Source organism: Salinivirga sp. (assembly GCF_035268865.1).
Taxonomy (GTDB): domain Bacteria; phylum Bacteroidota; class Bacteroidia; order Bacteroidales; family Salinivirgaceae; genus Salinivirga.
Genome location: NZ_DATFKB010000077.1, coordinates 1 through 3,615, shown reverse-complemented (window position 1 = coordinate 3,615; position 3,615 = coordinate 1). Strand labels below are relative to the sequence as shown.

4 protein-coding genes are annotated in these 3,615 nt (G+C 40.0%); all 4 read left to right on the top strand.

Going from position 1 to position 3,615, the window contains the following annotated elements; genetic code table 11:
* On the top strand, positions 1 to 1,203 hold a 1,203-nt coding region (locus VJ937_RS04710; protein ID WP_324065738.1), incomplete at its 5' end, for a permease.
* Between the two features lie 19 nt (positions 1,204 to 1,222).
* Positions 1,223 to 1,636 carry a rhodanese-like domain-containing protein gene (locus tag VJ937_RS04705; protein ID WP_324065737.1) on the top strand — a complete coding sequence of 138 codons (414 nt, stop codon included), beginning with the start codon at positions 1,223 to 1,225 and terminating at the stop codon, positions 1,634 to 1,636.
* Positions 1,637 to 1,679: 43 nt separating this feature from the next.
* Complete coding sequence (locus VJ937_RS04700) at positions 1,680 to 2,108, top strand: arsenate reductase ArsC (RefSeq protein ID WP_324065736.1); 429 nt, start codon at positions 1,680 to 1,682, stop codon at positions 2,106 to 2,108.
* A gap of 399 nt (positions 2,109 to 2,507) precedes the next feature.
* Positions 2,508 to 3,419, top strand: a complete 912-nt coding sequence (locus VJ937_RS04695) for a phosphate/phosphite/phosphonate ABC transporter substrate-binding protein (RefSeq protein WP_324065735.1) — start codon at positions 2,508 to 2,510, stop codon at positions 3,417 to 3,419.
* The last annotated feature ends 196 nt before the right edge of the window (positions 3,420 to 3,615 follow it).

Genomic DNA, 3,615 nt, shown 5'->3' with positions numbered 1-3,615 from the left:
CTCACGAAGTGGTATGCACAGGAACATGTAATTTTATGTTTGTTACCGGCTTTTTTTATAGCAGGTGTAATAGCTGTTTTTGTGAGTCAGGGGGCCGTGATGAAATATTTCGGTGCCAATGCCAAAAAGTGGCTTTCTTATACGGTGGCTTCAGTTTCGGGAACAATTCTGGCGGTTTGTAGCTGTACGATTTTGCCTTTGTTTTCGAGTATTCACAAGCGCGGTGCAGGGTTGGGTCCGGCTGTTGCTTTTTTATACTCTGGGCCCGCCATTAATATTTTGGCCATCATTTTAACTGCCCGTATTTTAGGTATCGAAATGGGTATTGCCCGCATTATCGGTGCTGTGGTTTTTGCCATTGTCATCGGTTCAGTAATGTCCATCATTTATCGCAAAGAAGAAAAGGAGAAGCGCGAGGAGCAAATGAACTTTCCCAATATGCCTGAGAAACGTCCGCTATGGCAAACCTCCTTGCACTTTTTTACACTTGTGCTGATTTTGGTTTTTGCCAACTGGGGAAAACCTGCCGATGGCGTAACAGATGGTACCTGGTTCTGGATTTGGAGCCACAAATGGCATATTACCGGTTTCTTCGGTATTGTATTGATTTATTCACTCATTCGTGTTTTAAAAATAAATTGGATACATGTCGCCATTGCAGCCCTTGCAACATTGGCGTCAGGACTTATTTTCAGTTCTCCTTTGGTGCCAATGGTCGTCGGTATAGCCGGATTGAGCATCATTACATTAATCGATAAAAAAGATGAGGATAACCGTGAATGGACTATGGCTTCATGGGATTTTGCCAAGCAAATACTCCCGTTATTGGCTATCGGTGTGCTTATTGCCGGTTTCTTGCTGGGCTCAACGCACGGCGATACGGCCATGGCCGGTGTAATACCTGAAAGCTGGATTGCCGGATTGGTTGGTGGAAATTCTGTATTGTCTAACTTTTTTGCCTCCATTGTAGGTGCTTTCATGTATTTTGCCACACTCACAGAAGTGCCAATTCTACAGGGATTAATGGCTGCGGGCATGGGTAAAGGTCCGGCCCTGGCTTTATTACTGGCAGGTCCGTCACTTTCACTACCCAATATGTTGGTGATTCGTGGTGTAATGGGAACGCAAAAAACCATTGTTTACGTAGTATTGGTGGTTATAATGGCCACTATTTCCGGTTTATTATATGGATTTTTGTTTTAATTTTTAATCATTTCTTAATATGGAAGTAACTAACAAACCTGTTTTGCAATCGTTTCATTTAAGCGGAGTGAAACATATTTCACCAAAGGAAACATGGAAGGTTTTACAGAATAATGAGGCCGTACTGGTCGATGTGCGCGAAGATCATGAAATTGCCATTGAAAGCATTCAGCATGATCCAACAGTATATCAACCCATGTCATCAATAATGCAACACTTAAATGAACTACCTAAAGATAAACCATTGATTGTAGTTTGTAAAGAAGGTGTACGCAGTTCAAAAATTGTGAATTTGCTCAAAAGGCAGGGTTATGAGACAGTAGTAAACCTCGATGGCGGTATGCATGCATGGAAAAAGCAGAAATTACCGCTCGATAGTATTTTCGATGGAGATGGTTGCCACGATTGCCATGGCGATTGTAGTAAGTGTTAAAGAAAAAATTGATACGAATAAATCAACATATTTTAATCCAATTATGAAAATTTTAATTCTATGCACCGGGAATAGTTGCCGCAGCCAAATGGCGCAGGCATTTTTACAATCGGTTGATACCAGGCTTGAAGTTGCTTCGGCAGGAACTGAACCTTCGGGTTATGTGCATCCGAAAGCCATAGAAGTGATGCAAGAGGAGGGAATTGACCTATCCCAAAACAAGTCTGAATCCGTGGATCAGTATCTGGATGAAGCCTGGGATTATGTAATTACAGTCTGTGGTGGTGCCAAAGAAACCTGCCCTGCATTCATGGGAACAGTGCAGCATCGTTTGCATATTGGATTTGACGATCCGGCAGAAGTTGAAGGCAATGAAGATCATATTATGTCAGAATTTCGTAGGGTCCGGGATGAGATCAAAACAGCGTTTATACAGTTTTTTGATGAACAGGTAAAACCACACATAGGATGAGTAAAAGGAAACGACTTAAAACTCTTGACCGCTATTTGACCAAATGGATTTTTATGGCTATGCTGGTTGGAGTCAGCATGGGGCATTTCTTTCCAACTGTGGCCGAATTCTGAAATAGTATGAGTAGCGGTATAATTCCTATTGCCATTGGCCTCAATCTATTGCTAAATTTGACACTCCGATTCAAAGAACGCTTTTTTTAACATGCCCCTGGATAAATACCTATCACTCACTCTGTGCCTTATTATTTTACAGGCAATTCAGAACTTGTGGAATATTTTTTCTATTTGATAATAAAATGTTAATTTCGATTCCCCTTTTTGGTGACGCTCAGGGTTATGTTGCTGTTTTCGAGGGGGTTAATGCGTTAGGTGCGCGAAAATTTAAAAATTTATAATCATGAAAAACATAAAATTACTGGCTTTCATCGGGATATTAATATCAATATCTTTCGTATCTGTTATGGGACAAACTTCTGAAAATAAATTGATTTTGGGAGGTACCTATTTTTTTGAAGAGGAACTGCTCAATAAGCTGGCTGATTACCTTACAGAGGAGCTTGAAAGGACTGTAGAAGTGAAAATTTATGAAAAAACCAGCCATTTACACGATGATATGGATAAGCACGTCCCTGACATTCTTTTTATGAATTCATACGGATACGTATATGGACATGCCAAGTATCCTGATTATACTGCGTTTTCTGCACTAGGAAGGAATGGTAACCCTGACTCATATAAAAGTTGCATAATTGTTAGTGCTGAGGCCCAATATAAAAACCTTGATGATTTGATTGAAGATGCTTCGAATGTCGATCTTCGTTTTGTGCATGCTACTTCCACATCAGGACATATTGTACCAAGATATGAATTACGTAAGCGGGATATAACCCAGGCTGAAGCATCATTCAAAAATATTGATTTTGCCGGAAGCCATAAAGATGCCATTATGGCTGTAATTAATGGTACTGCCACAGCAGCAGCCTGTGGGCTTCCAAGTCTTGAATATTGTATTGAACAGGGTAACTTAAAAAAGGACCAATATCGTATCTTGTGGAAGTCACATGAAATTCAGGGTGCGCCTGTCGTTTATAATACAGAGCTTGATACCGATACCAAAGAACAAATAAAGAAAGCTTTTCTCAAAATGGCACAGAAAGATCCAGATGCTTATAAGTTTGTTCAAAACACCTTCCATGCAGATATGAAAAGCCAGTTTATTTCTGTAAACGATAGCCAGTATGATGTAATTAGAAGTATGGCTTCAAGCATGGAAGATTTGATACTTTTCCTTAATTTTTATATGCAATAGAATAATTACCTCTTAACTATAAATCGGGCAGACCTTAGAATTCTGCCCTGTTTAGTCGTATGCATCGAATAAAAGCCAGCACAAAGATTAATTTGAGTGTCAGGCCGGGTATGATGAGGAAAAAGTATGTTGATTCATGCAGTGTGTGTTTTAAAGCAATGCCACTAAAAAAGAGTATGAGCCCTAGTATCAGGAA

What these genes read in the sequence shown, in the direction of transcription:
- VJ937_RS04695 (WP_324065735.1), top strand. Translation starts at nt 2,508, where the DNA reads ATGAAAAACATAAAATTACTGGCTTTCATCGGGATATTAATATCAATA.
- VJ937_RS04705 (WP_324065737.1), top strand. Translation starts at nt 1,223, where the DNA reads ATGGAAGTAACTAACAAACCTGTTTTGCAATCGTTTCATTTAAGCGGA.
- VJ937_RS04700 (WP_324065736.1), top strand. Translation starts at nt 1,680, where the DNA reads ATGAAAATTTTAATTCTATGCACCGGGAATAGTTGCCGCAGCCAAATG.